The sequence below is a fragment of the Micromonospora sp. CNZ286 genome, from assembly GCF_014207755.1.
Genome location: NZ_JACHIZ010000001.1, coordinates 4,747,380 through 4,760,867, shown reverse-complemented (window position 1 = coordinate 4,760,867; position 13,488 = coordinate 4,747,380). Strand labels below are relative to the sequence as shown.

The window sequence follows — 13,488 nt, the reverse complement described above, 5'->3', positions numbered from 1 at the left end:
CTGCTCCGCGGGGTCCGGATGAGGTTGGGAAATGATTAATCGGGCCGTCGAATTCGCCAAGCACAATTCGCCGAATTCTCTGCGCGTCAAGGCCCGGCGGGCGCAGATGGAAGCGCGCAACGCCCGCATGCGACTCACCGTTCCGGTGGTGGCCCGTAGCGAGTTCGACAACATCTTCCACTGCACCGTCCGCAAGACCGGCAGCCAGTGGATCAAGGCGCTGTTCAGCGACCCGGCCGTCTACCGCCACTGCGGGATGCTGCCCTACGACCCGCGCTTCTACTCCGGCGGGGCGACCGCGCCGGTGCCGGTCGGCCGCATCGGCCTGGCGATCTTCCTCTCCCACAAGCGGTTCGAGGCAGTGCCCAAGGCCGGCAGCTACCGCGCGTTCTTCGTGATCCGCGACCCGCGCGACGTTGTCGTCTCCAGCTACTTCTCGCTGCGCAACTCGCACGCCCCGATGGGCGACATCCCGCAGGCACGCAAGGCCCTCCAGGAACTGCCGAAGAAGGAGGGCATGCTCTACGTCATCGACCGCCTGCGCGACAAGAAGCAGTTCGGGCAGATGCGGTCCTGGGCGGTCGCACCGAGCGCCGAGACGTTCCGGCTGTTCCGCTACGAGGACCTCACCGGCGAGCGGCAGGCCGAAGAGGTCGACCAGCTCCTGCGGCACTGCGGCATCACGCTGCCCCCGGCCGAGCTGGAGGCCCTGCTGGCGCGCTACAGCTTCACCAGGATGAAGAAGTCCAAGGAGACCCCCGGGCGGATCTCCCACTACCGCAAGGGTGCGTCCGGCGACTGGCGCAACCACTTCGACGACGACATCTACGCCGCGTACACGAAGGCGGCCGGTGACCTCGCGGAGATCCTCGGCTACCCCGCCCGGGACGAGACCGCCGCCCGCTGACGGTCGCCGTATGCTCCTGCCGTGGAGCTGCGGTTCACCACCCGGGCGTCCGACTCGGCCTGGATCGACACCGTGTGGACCTGCACCAGCGATCGGGTCGACGAGATGACCTCGGTGGCGACCCCCTGCTGGGGGCTCGTGTTCTGGCAGCGCGACGGGCGCTCCCACGCGGCCGTCTCCGGCCCCGAGACCGCGACCGGCACCGCGCCGGTGCCCGAGGGCGCCACATTCGTCGGCATCGAGTTCGCGGTGGGCACCTCGCTGCGGCTCGTACCCACGCCCGAGCTGGTGGACAGCGGCGCCGAGCTGCCCGACGTGAGCCGCCGGACGTTCCGGCTCGACGGCGGCCGGTGGCCCACACCCGGCCCGGACGACGCCGAGGCCCTGGTGGACCGGCTGGTCCGTGCCGGTGCGGTGGTCCGCGACCCGCTCGTCATCGAGACGCTGCGCGGCGGCCGTCCACCGGCGTCACCGCGTACCCTCGAACGCCGGTTCCGCGCGGCGACCGGGCTGACCCGGGGCGCGGTGCGGCAGATCGACCGCGCGCGCCGCGCCGCCGTGCTGCTGGCCGCCGGCGGCCCGCCCGCCGACGCGGTCACCACCTTCGGGTACGTGGACGAACCGCACCTGGCCCGCGCGCTGCGCCGGTACGTCGGACGGACGGCCGGTGAGCTGCGCGCGGGCGCCGGTGGTGCGATAGCGCTGGACCCGGCTCAGCGGGTCACGTCGTAGATCAGCTTGACGACGCCGTTGGGGTAGGCGGCGGAGTCGCGCAGACGCAGTGTCTGCCGGTCCCGGTCCGCCTGGCTGAACAGGCCCTTGCCGGCGCCGAGCAGCACCGGGAAGACGAGCAGGTGGTACCTGTCGATCAGGTCCGCCTCGGCGAGACGGCGGGCGAGTTCGGCGCTGCCGTGGATGAAGATGTCGCCGCCGTCGCCCTGCTTGAGCGCGGCGACGTCGGCGGTGCTCCGCAGGACGGTCAGCGGTCCCCAGCCGTCGATCAGCGCGTCCTCGGGCAGGCTTGACGACACTACGTACTTCGGCAGGTCCCGGTAGGCGGCGTGGTCCTCGGAGTCGCGCCAGGTCGGCGCGAACGCCTCGTAGCTGCGCCGTCCGAACATCAGCGCCGTGGTCTGTTCCAACTCCTCACCCTTGAGCGAGAACGCCTCCGGCAGGAACTCGACGTCCTTGAAGACCCAGCCGCCGCTGCGGTGCTCCTCGCCCGGACCGCCGCCGGGGGAGTCCACCACGCCGTCGAGCGACATGAATCCGGTGTAGACAAGATCACGCATGCGGCCATGCTAGGAACGGCCACCACCTGCCGTCTTGTACGGAACCGACACGCCTCAGCAGCCGCACGTCGCGCCGGCCGGGGCGGTGAGGTCGTCGGCGGGCCGCCGGACCAGCCCGGCCTCGGTGCGTACCGGGAAGCCCTCCCGCACCCAGTACTCGTACCCGCCGATCATCTCCTTGACCGGCCGGCCGAGCCGGGCGAACTCCCGCGCCGCGCGGGTGGCGCCGTTGCAGCCCGGCCCCCAGCAGTACGTGACCACAGTGGCGTCCGCCGGTACCAGCTCGCCCGCCCGGCCGGCGATCTCCGCGGTGGGCAGGTGCACGGCGCCGGGGATGTGCCCCTGCCGCCACGCCGGAAGGGAGCGCGAGTCGATCACGACCAGGCCGGTCACGCCCGCCTCCAGGTCGGCGTGCACGTCGCTGACGTCGGCCTCGAAGGTGAGCCGGGCCGCGAAGTGGGCGAGGGCGTCGGCGGGACGGGCAGCGGGGATGCGCAGAACGTTCGACATGGCACCCATCGTGGTGGCCGCCGTCCGGTCGCTCCAGTGGCGCGAGCGACGCTGTTCGCTAAGATCCCGCCATGACCCGTGCCACCGTGTCGGTGCTGGCGTACGAGGGCATGTCGGCGTTCGAGACCGGAATCGTCACGGAGGTCTTCGGCCTGCCCCGCCCGGAGTTCGACGTCGGCTGGTACGAGCTGACCGTCTGCGCGGAGACACCCGGCGCGGTGCGGCTGGTCGGCGGCGCGACGCTGCACACCGGCCACGGCCTCGACGCGTTCGCCGCCGCCGGCACGCTGATCGTGCCTGGCGTCGCCGATGTGCACGCCGACCCGTCACCAGCGCTCACCGACGCGCTCCGCGCGGCCCACCGGCGCGGCGCGCGGATCGTGTCGATCTGCTCGGGCGCGTTCGCCCTGGCCGGCGCGGGCCTGCTCGACGGCCGCCGCGCCACCACCCACTGGCGGTACGCCGACCTGCTCGCCCGGCGCCACCCGGCGGTACGCGTCGACCCGGACGTGCTCTACGTCGACGACGGCGACATCCTCACCAGCGCCGGCAGCGCTGCCGGTCTCGACCTCTGCGTCCACCTGGTACGCCGCGACCACGGTCCGACGATCGCCAACGCGGTCGCCCGCCGGCTGGTCGTACCGCCGCACCGCGAAGGCGGTCAGGCGCAGTTCATCGAGGCGCCGGTGCCCGGCGACCCCGAGGACGACCGGCTCGCCGCCAGCATGTCCTGGGCGCTGGCGAACCTCAGCGCCCCGATCACCGTCGACCGGCTGGCACGGCGGGCGCACATGTCGGCCCGTACCTACCTGCGGCACTTCGCGCGGGCCACCGGCACCACCCCGATCCGGTGGCTGATCGACCGGCGCGTCCAGGCCAGCCTCCCGCTGCTGGAGACCACCACCGCGCCGATCGAGGAGGTCGCCACGACGGTCGGGTTCGAGACGGCGGTGACGTTCCGGCACCACTTCACCGCCGCGATGCGGACCTCGCCGTCGGCGTACCGCCGGGCCTTCACCCGGCCCGGCGGCCGCCACGCTCACGACCCGGCAGACCCCAGCGGTACGACGTAGGAGTCGACGCGGGCGATGAGCCCGTCCCGGAACGTGAACAGGTCGTTGAAGGCGAAGCGGAACGGCCCGTGCTCGACGCTGACGCCCCGGCCCTCGCCGGTCACCACGACGACCGGCCCGTCCTCGTGCACGCGCTCGACGTCGAGCTGCGGGCTGCCGGTGAAGGCCGGATTCTCGATCTCGCCGTCGAACTCCGTCCGGCCCCGGGTGGTGCGGTGGCCGTGGATGACCCACTCGACGTCGTCGGTGAGCGTGGCGAGGATGCGCTCGTGGTCGCTCGCCCGGAAGCCGTCGAAGTATTCGGCGACCAGGTCACGCTGGGTTGCTCGGGTCACTGCTGTCTCCATCGTCGTGGTGTCGGAGGTGGGCGGCGAGGGCGTCGAGGATCGAGGCGAGCCCGTCGGCCGCCTGGTCGGTGCGCAGCTCGGGCGGAAGCTTGCGCTGGTGCACGGTGAGGTCGGTGCCGTGTCCGGCGGGCCGCAGCGTGACTGTGGTGCGCAGGCCGGTGACCGGCTCGTCGAACACCAGCTCGCTCGGCGGTTCGACGCGTACGTAGACGAACCGCAGCCGCCCGGTCCGGCCGTCCGGGGCACGGGTGTCGAGCGCGAACTCCCCGCCGGGTCGCAGGTCGACAGTCACCGACGCCTGCGGCACGGTGGCGTGCGAGCCGCCCCAGAACGCGGCGATCCCGGTCGGTGAGGTGAAGGCATGCCACACCCGGTCGGGCAGGGCGGGCAGATGGCGGCGGGCGATCAGTTCGTCGCCGTGTCGTTCGGTAGCCGCCCTCACCGGGTCGCCTCCGGAGCGGAGAGGTGCGTCTCCAGCGCGTCGAGGCGGTCGTCCCAGGCGCGGCGCTGCTCGTCGATCCACGTGCTCAGCCGGGTGAGCCGGTCGACGCGCAGCCGGCACGGTCGCCGTGTGCCCTCGCGTCGCTGCTCGACCAGGCCGCACCGGCGCAGGACGCCGACGTGGTGGGAGATTGCCTGCGGCGTCAGGTCGAACGGCTCACCCAGCTCGCCGACTGTGGCCTCACCACGGGCGAGGCGGGTCACCAGGGCGCGGCGGACCGGGTCGCCGAGGGCGGCGAAGGCGAGGTCGAGGTCGGGATCTGAGGGCATGCCCCGCAGGCTATCGCAAACATACGTTTGCGCAAACAAGTCTTTGCATATTGCTGGTCAGGCGGGTGGCCTCCGCGCCGGAACGTGGCAGGGGGTGTGGGCGTTGGGGAAGCAGGGGACGGGAACGGCCGTTTCGGGCGGTGTGGCATAGGGAACGTCGTCAGGACGGGCACGAGACGGAGGTCGACGTGAGGACACCGGGCCGCCGTAGGCGGATGCTTGGCGTACCCCTGCTCGTCACCGCGCTGCTGGCCGGCGCGTGTGGCGACGGCGGAGAGAACGACGGCGGCGGCGACGCGGGGCCGGGCGCGACCTCGGCGGCCCCGGCGCCCACGGCCCTCACGCCGTCGGCGTCGCAGTCGTCCGGCGGGCGCGTGACGATCCCGACGTCCGCCTTCGCCGACCTGCCGCCGGAACTGCGCAAGTCCGACGCGCAACCGATGGAGGTCACCGACGCGCTGCCCGGGTTGTGCGACCAGGAGTTCCGCAGCGGCGGACGGTCGGTCACCGCGAGCGCCGCCATGATGAGCGCCTACAAGCAGCCGAAGGACCCGCCGGAGAACGTCCCCTACGGCACGCTGCACCAGACCGTCTTCGCCTTCGAGAGCACCGGCGCGGCCGACTACCTGCGCCGGGTCCGCGGCGCGGTCGCGGACTGCCGGTCGTTCCAGGCCTCGGGCGGCACCGTCACCGTCCGGTCCCAGCCGATGGCCGGGACCGGGGACGAGGCCCTGCTGGTCACCGTGAGTCGGCCGGCGACCGGCCTGGACGGCAGCCCGGCCGAGGGCCGGACCACCAGCCAGATCCTCGTGATCCGGGTCGCCGACGCGGTCACTGTCGTGCACGACCAGGGCTGGGAGGGCACCAGCAACGACCCCGGCCTGGCCGACGACGTCGCCCGGTCCGCGGTCCGCGGCCTCGACTCCTGGCAGCGCTAGCGACGGCGGCGCGCCACCCGGGGGTGCAGAATGGACGGACCGCCGCGACCGTCGAGTGGATGGAGCCGCCATGGCCGCACGTCCGGACGTCGTCGTCCTCGGAGCGGGGGTGAGCGGGCTCAGCACCGGCATCCGGCTGGTCGAGAGCGGCGCCCGGGTGCTCGTCCGCACCGCGGCGCCGCCCGCGCACACGACGTCGGCGCTGGCCGGGGCGATGGTCGGCCCGAATCTGTCCCCGCCCGGCGACCCGCAGCGCGCCTGGACCGACGAGACGCTGCGGGTGCTCGGCGCCGAGCCCCTGCCGGGCGTGGCGTGGCGCGACGGCACGCTCGCCGCCCGGCCGGAAGGGGCGACGCCCTCGTTCGCCGACCAGACGCCGGGCTTCCGGTCGCTGGGCGACGACGAGCGCCCCGCCGGCTTCGGCACCGCGTTCACCGTCCGGCTGCCGCTGGTCGACATGCCGGTCTACCTCGCGTACCTCCTGGAACGTTTCCGGGACGCCGGCGGCGAGGTGCGGGTTGCGCCGGTGGCCTCCCTCGACGAGGCGGCGACGTCGGCCCCCGTGGTGGTCAACTGCGCCGGGCTGGCGGCGCGGACGCTGACCGGCGACACCGGCCTGCACCCGGTGCGCGGCCCTCGGATCGTGGTGCGCAACCCCGGCCTGGACCGGTTCTTCATGGAGGCGCCGATGGCGCCGACATGGGCGTCGATCTTCCCGCACGGCGACCACGTGGTGCTCGGCGGCGGCCAGCGGCGCAGCGACGACACCACCCCCGATCCGGCCGAGGAGGCCGACGTCCTCGCCCGGTGCGTCGCGATCGAACCCGCCCTGGCCGCCGCCGAGGTCCTCGAACACCGCGTCGGGCTGCGTCCCGGCCGGGCGGCGCCGCGCGTGGAGGCCGAGCGGCGTGGCGACGCGCTCGTCGTGCACAACTACGGCCACGCGGGCAACGGCGTGATGCTGTCCTGGGGCTGCGCCCGCGACGCCGCGGCGCTCGCCCTCGGCCCGGCGCCCGCCGCCTGACGGGGCCGCCGGTCCGGCGGCCCCGTCAGGACACGGCGGCCCGCACCAGCTCGGTGATCTTCTTCTCCACCTCCGGGCTCCACTTCACCAGCGCGAACGACGCCGGCCACATGTCGCCGTCGTCGAGGTTCGCCGCCTCCTGGAAGCCCAGCGTCGAGTAGCGGTACTTGAACTTCCCCGCATCCTGGAAGAACACGACGATCTTGCCGGCCGCGTTGGCGTACGCGGGCATGCCGTACCAGGTCTTCGGCGACAGCTCCGGCGCGGCGGAGGTGATCGTCAAGTGCACGCGCTCGGCCAGCTCGCGGTCCTCCGGCGCCATCTGCGCGATCCGGTCGAGCACGGCCTGGAGGTCGTCGGCCTTCTTGGCGCCCTTCTTGCCCTCGGCGCGCAGCTCGGCCGCGCGCTCCTTCATCGCGGCGCGTTCCTCGGCGCTGAACCCGTCGGACATCTCGATTCCCCCTCGTGGCTCGCGGTCCGCGTGGTGCCGACCGCCCGAGGACAACGCTATGGCGCGGCGGTCACGGTGCGCTTCTCGATTCCTGATCACCTGCCGGGACCACGCCGGCACGGCCCAGGCCCTAGCATCGCGGCCATGGCAACGCGGCTCGTGCAGATCAACATGAAGGCCCACGACGAGGTGGCGCTCGGCGGCTTCTGGGCGAAGGTGCTCGGCTGGGAGATCTCCAGCGAGGCCCCCGGCGTGACGAACCTCGAACCCGAGGGCTTCACCTACCCGGACCCCCGCTTCCTCTACGTCGACCTCGTCGTCTCCGCCGAACCGAAGACGGCGAAGAACCGCGTCCACGTCGACCTCGCGACCACCTCGGCCGCGCACCACGCGGAGCTGGTCGCGCGCGTGACCGCGCTCGGCGCCACCCCCGCCGACGTGGGCCAGGGCGACGCGCCGTGGACGGTCCTGGCGGACCCGGAGGGCAACGAGTTCTGCGTACGGGAGCCGAACCCGCGGCACGCGGACACCGGGCCGATCGCCGAGGTGGTGGTCGACTGCGCCGATCCCCGGGCCATGGCTGGCTTCTGGAGCCGGGCCACCGACTGGACCGTGCACGAGGTGACCGACCAGCAGGCCGTGCTGCGCTCCGCCAAGGGCGTCGGGCCGTACCTGCGGTTCGCTCGCAGCACCGACGCGAAGACCGGATGGAACCGTGTCCACCTCGACGTCCGCCCGTACGCGTCGGACGACCTGGACGCCGAGACCGCCCGCCTGCGGTCCCTCGGCGCCACCGACGCGGACCTGGGCGGGGCCGACATCCCGTGGCGGGTGCTGGTCGACCCGGAGGGCAACGAGTTCTGCGTCCTCACCCCGGCCTGACCCACCGGCGGTGCCGGGCGGGCGCGACCACCCGCCCGGCGCCGGTCAGACCGGCTGGTCCGGCAGCCGCGGCGGCCAGGCCCGCCAGCCGGAGGCGCGGACGAGGTCGAGCTCCCGCGGGCCGGTCGGGCGCCACAGCGTCGTCGTCTCCGTCATCGCGTACCCCTCTCGCGTCTCGTCCCGCGAACCGTACCGGCGGACCGTCGCCGCCCCCCATGGATTTCGCCGGCTGCCTATGCTTCGGCGATGGACGATGCGACCACCGAGAGCGAGGCCGAGGCGCTGCTGGCCGTCCTGGAGCGCAACCGGCGGACGTTCGCCTGGAAGACCGACGGGCTCGACGAGACGGGCCTGCGCGCGGTCACCGCCGCCAGCACCATGACGCTCGGCGGCCTGATCGCGCACATGGCCCTGGTCGAGGCGGACTGGCTGGCCGTGAAGGTGGCCGGTCAGGCATACGGATCGCCGTGGGACGGCGTCGACTTCGATGCCGAACCCGACTGGGACTGGCGCTTCGGTGCGCAGGCCGCACCGGACGACGTGTACGCCCTGTGGCGGGCAGCGGTGCAGCGGTCGCGCGGGCTGGTCGACGCCGTCGTCGCCGAACGTGGACTGGCCGGGCCGTCGTCGTTCACCTGGCCGGACGGCCGGACCCCCACCGTCCGCAGGATGCTCCTCGACATGATCGAGGAGTACGCCCGGCACACCGGTCACGCGGACCTCCTCCGCGAGGCGGTCGACGGGCGCGTGGGCGAGGGCGCGCCACCGGATTTCCCGTTCTGATCCCGGGTGACGTCGTCGCGGGCCGATGAGTTTGACACGGTGCGGCGGTCAACCCGTCGAACCCACTGCGAAGGAGCACCGCGATGGCCACTGTCATCTCCACGCTGTTCATCTCGGCCGACGGTGTCGCCGAGATCGACCCCGACTGGCACTTCCCGTACTTCGACGAGAACATGGGCCGCGCCGTCACCGAGGACTACGACACCTCCGACGTGCTGCTGATCGGCCGGGAGACGTACGACAGCTTCGCCGGCGCCTGGCCGGACCGGGAGGCAGCCGGCGGCGAGGACGCGCCGTTCGCCAAGCAGCTCGGCGACATGCGCAAGGTCGTCGTGTCCCGCCAGCCGCTGGAGTTCTCCTGGCGCAACTCGGAGCTGATCCAGGGCGACCTGGTGGACGCCGTGCGCGCGCTCAAGGCCGACGCCGGCATCAAGGGCGTCCTCATCCCCGGCTCGATCTCGGTGGTGCAGCAACTGCTCGCCGCGGGCCTGGTGGACGAGCTGCGGCTGCTGGTGCACCCGGTCGCCGCCCGCAAGGGCCGCCGGCTGTTCGACGAGGGCGACGCGCCGTACCACCTGCGGGTGGCCGCGACCGAGGCGTACCCGACCGGCGTGATCCGGGTGATCTACACCCCGGCCCCGGCGCCGGGCGCTGTCGGCTACGACGACGTCAAGGACCAGGTGCCGGCCGGCAGCTGACGATCACGGGGCGGCGGCAGGCGGCATGCCGTGAAAGGATCCGCCGCGTGCGTCGCGCCCCGCTGCTGCTGATCCTCGCGGCCGTGTCCGCCGTCGCCCACGTCGTCGGCGTCCTGACGGCCGCACCGCTTTGGCGCGGCGCGGAGGTGCTGAGCCTGGCGCTGCTGCTCGGCTACGCCGTCGCCGCCGGACTGCCGGCGCCGCGCTGGGCGGTGCCGGCGGCGCTCGTACCGCTGATCGTGGACGCGGTCCGCACCATGCCGGCCGAGCCGGGCGCCGGGGACGTCGGCTGGACGGTGTACGGCAGCGGCGACAGCGCCGTCGACCGGACGGCCGGCTTCGACGCGGCGCTCGCCGGGAGCTGGGCGGCGCTGGTCGCGGTGGCGGTGCTGCTGCTCGCGTACCGGGGTCGTGGACGGCGGCGGCACCTGATCGCCGCGGCGGTCGCCGCCGCGCCCGTCGTCGGGTACGCGGCCGTCCGGGTCGCCGACATCGGCGTCGCCGCCGGTACCCGGGTCGTGGAGACCCGCAGCCGGAACACGCTGATCAGGGTGGACAGCCCGGGGTACGACCAGGCCGATGTCGTGCCCGCGCTCGTCCTCGCGGTGCTGCCGCCGCTGGCGCTCGCACTCGCCGCGCTGGCGCTCGCCGCGCTGCTGGCCGGACGGGGCCGGCGGCTCGCCGCCACCGGCGCGGCACTGCTGGCGGTGCTCGCGTTGCCGCTGCTCGACGCGGCCATCGAGGCCGTGCGCCTGCCGGTCTCGGCCGACGGCACCGCCCTGTTCGCCTGGTACGCCATCACACCCACGATCGCGATGCCGCAACCGATGACGGCCCTCACGGCGGTGGTGGAGCTGGCCGCGTACCTGCTGCTCGTCGCCGGGCTGACCGGCGCGGACCGCGCGGCACCGGCGGTGCCCGCGCCGGCGGCCGGTTGACGTCAGGCGGTCGACTCCAGCTCGTCGAAGGCCATGTTCCACCACGACTCCGGCTCCGCGAACGCCACCGGGTCGACCGGGCGCAGGTCGTCGCGGATCGCCGCCGCCCGTGCGGCCCGTTCCCGCCCGCCCGGGTCGGTGGCGATGAGCTGCCCGAGCCGGTAGAGGAACTCCACGAACGCGGCGAACGTGCTGTTCACCGTCTCCAGGTTCGGCGTCTCCAGGTCGAGCAGGATCACCGCGCCGGTGCCCGCGTCCAGGCAGAACAGCAGCGCCGGGTCCTCCGGCGAGGCGCCGAGCACGACGTACGGGCGGGGGCCCTGGTCGCCCAGCTCGATCGACAGCGTGGAGAACAGCTCGACGTCGGGGACCGAGACGTCGACCGTGAACAGGATCGGCACCTCGACCGGCAGCACACCGTCGGGCGGGAACACCTCCGGCCCGAGCGGCCCGAGGACCGCGTCGAAACGCTGGTCGGGGAAGTAGATGACGCCCCGCTCACCCCACAGCGCGGTGAGCTGCTCCCGGGTCACGGTCACGGCTGCGCCTCGTCCTCGTCGACCTCGTCCGCGTCGTCGAGCAGGCCCTGCCGGTCGAGGAACGCGTACCACGCGTCGTCGTCGGTGACCAGCTCGGCGTAGCCGGGGCCGAGCACGTAGTAGTGCACGAACGAGTCGAGGTCGGGCGCCAGCTCCTCGAACGCGTCGCCCATGAACCACTCGGTGCCGGTCGGCGGGAAGTACCACACCCCGCCGGTCGCCCGCTCCAGGAAGATCGGCTCGTCGCTGCGCGTGCCGACGACCAGCCAGCCGGTCTTGTCCTGCGGGATGGGGGAGAAGTCGGGCGCGTAGTCGAGGAAGTACTGCACCCCGGCGAGCCGGCCGGCCGAGGCCAGCTCGAACGCCCCGGCCCGCAGGCCGTCGGCGGCGAGCAGCAGATCACGCAGGCCGGCCGGCAGCTCCGCCGGCACGTCACCGGCGTCGGCGGGCGCGCCGATCTGCGCGTACGCGAGACTCGCCGGCTCGTCCGCGGCCAGGTCGGCGCGGAGTTCGTCGAGAAGCTGCGCGAGATCGGAAGTCAATCCACTACCTCTATTCGGATCGGGGTTCCGTCCGGCAGATTCTGGATCTGCCCCCAGATCTGGGAGCCGATGTCCGTGTTGGTTCTACCATGCAGCAGCTTGAGGTTGTCGACGGTGTCCGGCCCGCCGAGCTGCAGTTCCCACACGTGGTCGGGATGGTAGTCGCTGAGCCGTTGACTGAGCCGGTTGGCGAGGTCCTTGTCGTGCGGCCAGTACTTGTCCCAGATCTTCTGCCGGATCCGGTCCTTGTAGCCGTCGGTGATGCTCTTGTCGCGCTGCACCGGGTTGGTGGCCTTGTAGAGCTTGCCCTCGTCGCTGAGCTTCTTCAGCGCGGCCATCTTGCGCCGGAACTGGGCGGTGGCGTGGAAGTCGCGGCGCTCCACCCGGACCACCTTCGTGGGCAGGCTCCGGTTCGGTCCGGTGACCCGGACGATCGGCTTCTCCAGCTTCTCGACCGCCTTGCGGACGATCTTGCCGGCGGCCGGTTTCGCGGCGGCGCCCCGGCCGCGCCTCGGGCTAGGCATCGAGCAGTCTCCCGATGACCTGGTCGATGAGCGCGCCGACGATCTCCCGGGTGATGATCTGGAAGATCGGGATCTCGGCCAGCGAGGCGCCGAACGTGACCACGGCGGTGGCGATCGCCTGGGCGACCTGGAACGCGAGGATGGCGAGCTGCACGATCACCGCGATCTTCAGCGCCAGCACGATCGCCGCGCAGATGATCAGCCCGGCGCCCAGCAGCATCGCCGCGGGCATGCTGTCGTGCAGCACGAGCGGCCCGTTCTGCTCGCCGCCCCACCACTTCTGGAACGCCGCGATCGCCGGGCCGACGTTCTGCGTCCACACCTGCGCGGCGGCCGCGTCCGCCTCGCCGGCCGCCGCCCCGAGCCGGCCGCCGAACTCCAGCCACGCCTGGCCCATCTCGAAGAGCTTCTCCTCGTCGGCGGCCGGCCAGGTGTAGCCGATCCAGCCGAGCGCGGTGACCAGCTCACCGGGTAGTTGCAGTCCCACGGTTCACCCCAGCCCGCCGGCCAGCGAGCGCATGGTGCCCGCGCCGTCCTCGTCGACCCGCTCGTACGAGTCGGCCATCCCCGCGATGTCGGCGCCCGCCGAGGTGAACTCGTCGGCGGCCATGCCGAGGCAGTCGAAGATGTAGTTCGCCACCTCGGTGTACGCGATGCCGATGAGCGACCCGATGTCGTCGGCGCCCCACGGCTCGCCGTAGCCCTGCATCCGCGCCTCGAACGCCTCCAGCTCGCCGGTGAACCGCTTGGCCACGTCGGTGACGCCGCGCCCGGCGGCCCGGATCAGCGGCGGGTGCACCTCGAAGCCGCCGCCGCTCATCGCTGCCCGCCGCGCGCCAGCCGCTCCTGCGCCTCGGTGAGCGCGTCGAGGAACGACCCGAGCCGGGGTACGGCCGTGTCCCGTACCTCCTGCAACTGCTCCCGCAACTGCGACATGTCCGCGACCTGCGGAGCCGGGCCGGTCCGCAGCCCGTCGATCGCCGCGTTGACGGCGGTGACGATGTGCGCGGTCAGCTCCTCGGAGCCGAGCCGCATCAGCCGCGGCTCGACGTGCAGCGAGTGGAGCCGGCCGTCGCGGCCCATCTCGGCGCGTACCTGCCCGTCGGCGGCCTCGCCGACCGCGGGCGTCTCCGCCTCACCCTCCGGTGGCGGACCCACCGTCCGAAGTGCCGCCATCGTCGCGTCGAGCATGCGGGTGAAGTCGCCGCTCATCGAAGAATCCGCACTCATGAGCCCTCCCCAAGGCCAAACGCCACGAGCGTAACCGAG

The 13,488-nt window shown here is 73.0% G+C and carries 21 protein-coding genes and 1 pseudogene; 9 read left to right on the top strand and 13 right to left on the bottom strand.

Annotated elements, in window-relative coordinates:
• Positions 1–31 precede the first annotated feature (31 nt).
• Positions 32–907: a sulfotransferase domain-containing protein gene (locus tag FHX31_RS20795; RefSeq protein ID WP_184977037.1), complete on the top strand. Its 876-nt coding sequence runs from the start codon at positions 32–34 to the stop codon at positions 905–907.
• A 21-nt stretch (positions 908–928) separates the two neighbouring features.
• Positions 929–1,639 (top strand): helix-turn-helix domain-containing protein, encoded by a 711-nt coding sequence (locus tag FHX31_RS20790; RefSeq protein ID WP_184977036.1) that lies wholly within the window; start codon positions 929–931, stop codon positions 1,637–1,639.
• Here the strand turns inward: FHX31_RS20790 and FHX31_RS20785 are convergent.
• Positions 1,621–2,199: a dihydrofolate reductase family protein gene (locus FHX31_RS20785; protein WP_091329161.1), complete on the bottom strand. Its 579-nt coding sequence runs from the start codon at positions 2,197–2,199 to the stop codon at positions 1,621–1,623. The two genes, FHX31_RS20790 and FHX31_RS20785, sit on opposite strands and share 19 nt — an antisense overlap.
• A gap of 54 nt (positions 2,200–2,253) precedes the next feature.
• Positions 2,254–2,718, bottom strand: coding sequence for a rhodanese-like domain-containing protein (locus FHX31_RS20780; protein ID WP_013285178.1), 465 nt, complete (start codon positions 2,716–2,718; stop codon positions 2,254–2,256).
• A gap of 62 nt (positions 2,719–2,780) precedes the next feature.
• Between FHX31_RS20780 and ftrA the strand changes: the two genes are divergently transcribed.
• Positions 2,781–3,782, top strand: coding sequence for a transcriptional regulator FtrA (ftrA, locus tag FHX31_RS20775; protein WP_145822750.1), 1,002 nt, complete (start codon positions 2,781–2,783; stop codon positions 3,780–3,782).
• Here the strand turns inward: ftrA and FHX31_RS20770 are convergent.
• From FHX31_RS20770 to FHX31_RS20760, 3 genes are read right to left on the bottom strand one after another with little or no spacing between them, the layout of a single operon-like run.
• On the bottom strand, positions 3,749–4,117 hold the full coding sequence (locus FHX31_RS20770) for a nuclear transport factor 2 family protein (RefSeq protein ID WP_013285180.1): 369 nt from the start codon (positions 4,115–4,117) through the stop codon (positions 3,749–3,751). The genes ftrA and FHX31_RS20770 overlap by 34 nt on opposite strands.
• Positions 4,095–4,571 carry an SRPBCC family protein gene (locus tag FHX31_RS20765; RefSeq protein ID WP_071095976.1) on the bottom strand — a complete coding sequence of 159 codons (477 nt, stop codon included), beginning with the start codon at positions 4,569–4,571 and terminating at the stop codon, positions 4,095–4,097. Before FHX31_RS20765 ends, FHX31_RS20770 begins: the two co-directional genes overlap by 23 nt.
• Positions 4,568–4,900: an ArsR/SmtB family transcription factor gene (locus FHX31_RS20760; RefSeq protein WP_013474669.1), complete on the bottom strand. Its 333-nt coding sequence runs from the start codon at positions 4,898–4,900 to the stop codon at positions 4,568–4,570. The genes FHX31_RS20765 and FHX31_RS20760 overlap by 4 nt, the downstream gene beginning before the upstream one ends.
• A gap of 215 nt (positions 4,901–5,115) precedes the next feature.
• Between FHX31_RS20760 and FHX31_RS20755 the strand changes: the two genes are divergently transcribed.
• Both FHX31_RS20755 and FHX31_RS20750 read left to right on the top strand, forming a co-directional pair.
• The gene (locus tag FHX31_RS20755; RefSeq protein WP_091329157.1) at positions 5,116–5,838 is read left to right on the top strand and encodes a hypothetical protein; all 723 of its coding nucleotides are present in this window, start codon (positions 5,116–5,118) and stop codon (positions 5,836–5,838) included.
• A 70-nt stretch (positions 5,839–5,908) separates the two neighbouring features.
• Positions 5,909–6,862, top strand: coding sequence for an FAD-dependent oxidoreductase (locus tag FHX31_RS20750; RefSeq protein ID WP_091329155.1), 954 nt, complete (start codon positions 5,909–5,911; stop codon positions 6,860–6,862).
• A 25-nt stretch (positions 6,863–6,887) separates the two neighbouring features.
• Here the strand turns inward: FHX31_RS20750 and FHX31_RS20745 are convergent, their stop codons facing one another.
• Positions 6,888–7,313, bottom strand: a complete 426-nt coding sequence (locus FHX31_RS20745) for an iron chaperone (protein ID WP_184977035.1) — start codon at positions 7,311–7,313, stop codon at positions 6,888–6,890.
• Between the two features lie 144 nt (positions 7,314–7,457).
• Here FHX31_RS20745 and FHX31_RS20740 point away from each other — a divergent pair, with 144 nt between their 5' ends.
• The gene (locus FHX31_RS20740; protein WP_184977034.1) at positions 7,458–8,195 is read left to right on the top strand and encodes a VOC family protein; all 738 of its coding nucleotides are present in this window, start codon (positions 7,458–7,460) and stop codon (positions 8,193–8,195) included.
• A 48-nt stretch (positions 8,196–8,243) separates the two neighbouring features.
• On the opposite strand, the pseudogene FHX31_RS20735 reads toward FHX31_RS20740, so the two are convergent.
• Positions 8,244–8,351 (bottom strand): annotated as a pseudogene (locus FHX31_RS20735) (ADP-ribosylation/crystallin J1); the annotation flags it as partial.
• Positions 8,352–8,441: 90 nt separating this feature from the next.
• Between FHX31_RS20735 and FHX31_RS20730 the strand changes: the two are divergent.
• The 3 genes from FHX31_RS20730 to FHX31_RS20720 all read left to right on the top strand — a co-directional run bounded on the left by FHX31_RS20730 (position 8,442) and on the right by FHX31_RS20720 (position 10,614).
• Positions 8,442–8,978, top strand: a complete 537-nt coding sequence (locus tag FHX31_RS20730) for a DinB family protein (RefSeq protein ID WP_013474675.1) — start codon at positions 8,442–8,444, stop codon at positions 8,976–8,978.
• Positions 8,979–9,061: 83 nt separating this feature from the next.
• Positions 9,062–9,676, top strand: coding sequence for a dihydrofolate reductase family protein (locus tag FHX31_RS20725; RefSeq protein WP_013474676.1), 615 nt, complete (start codon positions 9,062–9,064; stop codon positions 9,674–9,676).
• Between the two features lie 47 nt (positions 9,677–9,723).
• A complete protein-coding gene (locus FHX31_RS20720) occupies positions 9,724–10,614 on the top strand; it encodes a hypothetical protein (protein WP_114919882.1) in 891 nt (296 codons plus the stop codon).
• Between the two features lie 2 nt (positions 10,615–10,616).
• Here FHX31_RS20720 and FHX31_RS20715 read toward each other — a convergent pair whose 3' ends face one another.
• From FHX31_RS20715 to FHX31_RS20690, 6 genes are read right to left on the bottom strand one after another with little or no spacing between them, the layout of a single operon-like run.
• A complete protein-coding gene (locus FHX31_RS20715) occupies positions 10,617–11,153 on the bottom strand; it encodes an SUKH-4 family immunity protein (protein WP_114919883.1) in 537 nt (178 codons plus the stop codon).
• The gene (locus FHX31_RS20710; RefSeq protein ID WP_114919884.1) at positions 11,150–11,695 is read right to left on the bottom strand and encodes an SUKH-4 family immunity protein; all 546 of its coding nucleotides are present in this window, start codon (positions 11,693–11,695) and stop codon (positions 11,150–11,152) included. The genes FHX31_RS20715 and FHX31_RS20710 overlap by 4 nt, the downstream gene beginning before the upstream one ends.
• Entirely contained in the window at positions 11,692–12,219 is a 528-nt protein-coding gene (locus FHX31_RS20705; RefSeq protein WP_013285191.1) for a hypothetical protein, read from the bottom strand. Before FHX31_RS20705 ends, FHX31_RS20710 begins: the two co-directional genes overlap by 4 nt.
• On the bottom strand, positions 12,212–12,706 hold the full coding sequence (locus tag FHX31_RS20700; RefSeq protein WP_114919885.1) for a WXG100-like domain-containing protein: 495 nt from the start codon (positions 12,704–12,706) through the stop codon (positions 12,212–12,214). Before FHX31_RS20700 ends, FHX31_RS20705 begins: the two co-directional genes overlap by 8 nt.
• Before the next feature lie 3 nt (positions 12,707–12,709).
• Positions 12,710–13,039: a hypothetical protein gene (locus FHX31_RS20695; RefSeq protein WP_013474680.1), complete on the bottom strand. Its 330-nt coding sequence runs from the start codon at positions 13,037–13,039 to the stop codon at positions 12,710–12,712.
• Positions 13,036–13,449: a YbaB/EbfC family nucleoid-associated protein gene (locus FHX31_RS20690; RefSeq protein WP_114919886.1), complete on the bottom strand. Its 414-nt coding sequence runs from the start codon at positions 13,447–13,449 to the stop codon at positions 13,036–13,038. Before FHX31_RS20690 ends, FHX31_RS20695 begins: the two co-directional genes overlap by 4 nt.
• Between the last annotated feature and the right edge of the window lie 39 nt (positions 13,450–13,488).

Excerpts from the sequence above, each read along its gene's own strand:
- FHX31_RS20795 (WP_184977037.1), top strand. The coding sequence starts at position 32 with ATGATTAATCGGGCCGTCGAATTCGCCAAGCACAATTCGCCGAATTCT.
- FHX31_RS20785 (WP_091329161.1), bottom strand. The coding sequence starts at position 2,199 with ATGCGTGATCTTGTCTACACCGGATTCATGTCGCTCGACGGCGTGGTG.
- FHX31_RS20780 (WP_013285178.1), bottom strand. The coding sequence starts at position 2,718 with ATGGGTGCCATGTCGAACGTTCTGCGCATCCCCGCTGCCCGTCCCGCC.
- ftrA (WP_145822750.1), top strand. The coding sequence starts at position 2,781 with ATGACCCGTGCCACCGTGTCGGTGCTGGCGTACGAGGGCATGTCGGCG.
- FHX31_RS20760 (WP_013474669.1), bottom strand. The coding sequence starts at position 4,900 with ATGCCCTCAGATCCCGACCTCGACCTCGCCTTCGCCGCCCTCGGCGAC.
- FHX31_RS20755 (WP_091329157.1), top strand. The coding sequence starts at position 5,116 with ATGCTTGGCGTACCCCTGCTCGTCACCGCGCTGCTGGCCGGCGCGTGT.
- FHX31_RS20750 (WP_091329155.1), top strand. The coding sequence starts at position 5,909 with ATGGCCGCACGTCCGGACGTCGTCGTCCTCGGAGCGGGGGTGAGCGGG.
- FHX31_RS20745 (WP_184977035.1), bottom strand. The coding sequence starts at position 7,313 with ATGTCCGACGGGTTCAGCGCCGAGGAACGCGCCGCGATGAAGGAGCGC.
- FHX31_RS20740 (WP_184977034.1), top strand. The coding sequence starts at position 7,458 with ATGGCAACGCGGCTCGTGCAGATCAACATGAAGGCCCACGACGAGGTG.
- FHX31_RS20730 (WP_013474675.1), top strand. The coding sequence starts at position 8,442 with ATGGACGATGCGACCACCGAGAGCGAGGCCGAGGCGCTGCTGGCCGTC.
- FHX31_RS20725 (WP_013474676.1), top strand. The coding sequence starts at position 9,062 with ATGGCCACTGTCATCTCCACGCTGTTCATCTCGGCCGACGGTGTCGCC.
- FHX31_RS20705 (WP_013285191.1), bottom strand. The coding sequence starts at position 12,219 with ATGCCTAGCCCGAGGCGCGGCCGGGGCGCCGCCGCGAAACCGGCCGCC.
- FHX31_RS20695 (WP_013474680.1), bottom strand. The coding sequence starts at position 13,039 with ATGAGCGGCGGCGGCTTCGAGGTGCACCCGCCGCTGATCCGGGCCGCC.
- FHX31_RS20690 (WP_114919886.1), bottom strand. The coding sequence starts at position 13,449 with ATGAGTGCGGATTCTTCGATGAGCGGCGACTTCACCCGCATGCTCGAC.